The sequence below is a fragment of the Autumnicola aciditolerans genome (genome assembly GCF_041679265.1).
Taxonomy (GTDB): domain Bacteria; phylum Bacteroidota; class Bacteroidia; order Flavobacteriales; family Flavobacteriaceae; genus Autumnicola.
This window is the reverse complement of sequence record NZ_JBGFSM010000051.1, coordinates 1-2,634: the sequence shown is the minus strand read 5'-3', so window position 1 is coordinate 2,634 and position 2,634 is coordinate 1. Positions and strand designations below refer to the sequence as shown.

General features: G+C 29.5%; 3 protein-coding genes. All 3 read right to left on the bottom strand.

What is annotated here, in order from left to right; genetic code table 11:
- Window positions 1–145: 145 nt before the first annotated feature.
- The 3 genes from AB8M93_RS18595 to AB8M93_RS18585 are packed head-to-tail and all read right to left on the bottom strand — an operon-like array spanning window position 146 to window position 2,545.
- Complete coding sequence (locus tag AB8M93_RS18595) at window positions 146–1,135, bottom strand: hypothetical protein (RefSeq protein ID WP_373060465.1); 990 nt, start codon at window positions 1,133–1,135, stop codon at window positions 146–148.
- 30 nt (window positions 1,136–1,165) lie between these two features.
- Window positions 1,166–2,119, bottom strand: coding sequence for a hypothetical protein (locus tag AB8M93_RS18590; RefSeq protein ID WP_373060463.1), 954 nt, complete (start codon window positions 2,117–2,119; stop codon window positions 1,166–1,168).
- A gap of 3 nt (window positions 2,120–2,122) precedes the next feature.
- Window positions 2,123–2,545, bottom strand: coding sequence for a hypothetical protein (locus AB8M93_RS18585; protein WP_373060461.1), 423 nt, complete (start codon window positions 2,543–2,545; stop codon window positions 2,123–2,125).
- Window positions 2,546–2,634 lie beyond the last annotated feature (89 nt).

Below are 2,634 nucleotides of genomic sequence, written 5' to 3'. Positions count from 1 at the left end.
GGTTATCGCCAGTTGGCGGAGTAAGGGACGCGGATTTGTCGGCTTAGTATTGGTTTGTTGGTCAAGTTAATTATTTTTTTACTAACGGTGCCGCTTATTGGCGATGAACCGTTGTTGGCAGCTGCCTATTGTGTAATTATTTTATTTATCTGTTTTCAAGTAATTCGTGTACAATAGGTTGACAATTGTAAAGCGGAATAGTTTTTTGTTCTCTTGAATAATCAGATAAAATTGTACTTGAATATTCTGTTAGAATACCTGGTAATTTTCCAAAAAACAATTCAATAACCTTACTTGATAATGGAATAGCTTTAATTAAATTTTCTTTGAGGTTTAAAACCCGTCTATTTTTATTGTAAAGCTCTTTCCCTGCCAATTCAATTGAGTGAATTGTTTTCTCAGTAAGATTACTATTTAATTCTATTTCTTTTTGCGCGTCGGAGTAGTTCTTGAATTCTCGTCCATTTAAAACATCAATTAATCGCTCTACTTCTTTTTTTGGTAAATCATATTCCAAAATTGGTAAAGTTGCACTTTTACTTTGTATTGAAGAGAATAGTATATCTAAAGGAAATTTTAGTTCTGGAGGTAGTAAAGCTCTATCAATTTTCTCAATTGGAGAAAATGTCAATATAGAAGATTTATGTTTTAAAGCATAAAAAAGCGTTCCAATTTGATTCGAAACATTTTCAGATGTATTTCTCTGGTCTTTGTTATCTGTATCTAATTGATAGTTATTAAATATTTTCCTAACCATATTAATGCAGTCTGCCCAAGGTCCTAGAAACTCGGTTCGATCAATATGAGTTATCAATTTGGTATTTGAACTTTCAAATTTTTCTGAGGACTCAATTTTGTCAACACCCGCCATTATTAGAGAAGAAAATAATATATGAGGAACATCAATTTTTGTCTTTGAATTTTTAATCGATGTTTCGTTTAATAGATAATTTAAAGCTGTCAGATATGCATCCTCATAAGGAGTCAGAATTAATTTTCTTGCCATTATATACTTGTTATAGGTTGCTGCCAACGGTCCCGTATATTCGTCAGTTGTGGTATTCTGGAAACGGATTAGTCCGATTTGTTTTTCTTTCTTAGATTCTAAAAATACTATTTTAATTGAAATGGCCACAATTGCGAATATGCGTTGTTGGCAGCTGTTTTAAATGAGCAAATTATGATAGGAATTTGGACAAATTGAAAGCTTATCTTTTCCGTTATTTTTAAAACTTTCTCTGATTTTATTTTCTTTAGTAACAAAAGTTGTGTTTCTCCCTTTTAAATTTTCAAATTCTACTGCAAAAATGAATTGCATATCATAGAAACTATTCCAACGTTTCTTTGGATCTGTTGAAGGATTATAGAAATATTGCTTTTTCTCTACCGAAACAATCTTTTCAACAATTTTCTTAACGAAAAAATCTATAGCTACCTTAAAATCCCGGTTGAGAAACTTTTTTTCAAAGTCATCTTTGGATAAGTTTAAATGAGTTGAATTCGTTTGATTCATTGCCAACTTTACCAATGATAAACCTGTTAGTTTATTAATATCTCTATTAGAAACTAATTCATTAAATTCTGTTTTTAACTCAGGATTTTCCTCAAAAATATTCCAATTAACTTTTCCTTCATTATCTAAAGAAGTTAAATAGAAATTTTCAATACTCTTTATTATTTCAGTTCTTTCCTCTTCTTTTATGGTAATAATTTGGTTTATTTCTTCTCTGTACTCATTTAAGCTATTAACATTTTCTAAACTAGAAATTTCTCTGGATAAGGTTAAAACGTTATTATTAAAGATAAAGCTTTTAGAAGTTGTATTATAAAAATAAATGGTCAATAAATCATAAAATGTTGGAGCAATGCAATACCTTGAATCCCCGTTATCACAATGTTTGACTAGATATTTTAACGCCTTGAAACATTCGTTAGATGTAGAATTATTATCATTTAAATGATTTATCAGCTCAATAGCGGCTACGATAGGAAAAACCACTTTAAAGCCTTTTTTTAATTCTATTTCCTTTTGTTTTTCTAGTTCCGTATTGATTTCTGAAGTTTCTTTACGAAAAACAGAATTCCTATAAAAATTGGTGTCAAATAAAAATTGGTGCATTTTTTAAATACTGTAATATTTATGATAAATACCATTATGTGGGATTGTTCTTTTAATCCATTCACCGCTATAACTCAGTTCTATTAAAACTTTTGCATGATTACTTGCTCTACAGTCTAATATAAAAAATTGTCCGTTTCCTTTATTGGTCTGTAATTCGCTTATATTTTTAATTTCATATATAGATTTATTTGGGCCATCTGAAGAATATGTAAGAATAATTACCTGTCCTATATTTAAATCAATTGTTATATAGGAATTATATTTTAAAATTTTGCTTTCAGCGTTAGAAATTGGTCCTGCAGGGGCAAAGTACTTTATACGGTTGTACTCAAAATAATAAGGCTCAGTTTCTTCTTGTGTGAAAGCCTTTAAACTAAAAATAAATATGATTACCAGTCCAATAAAAATTTTCTTCTTACCCATTATTGATGTTTTAAAATTCTGACTAACGTCAAATTAGTTGGTTGGTGCCAGGGTTGGTAAAAACCCCAGATCTTCTGGTTTGAGTTCCA

Coding starts and splice junctions, on each gene's coding strand:
- AB8M93_RS18590 (WP_373060463.1), bottom strand. CDS start 2,119: ATGCACCAATTTTTATTTGACACCAATTTTTATAGGAATTCTGTTTTT.
- AB8M93_RS18585 (WP_373060461.1), bottom strand. CDS start 2,545: ATGGGTAAGAAGAAAATTTTTATTGGACTGGTAATCATATTTATTTTT.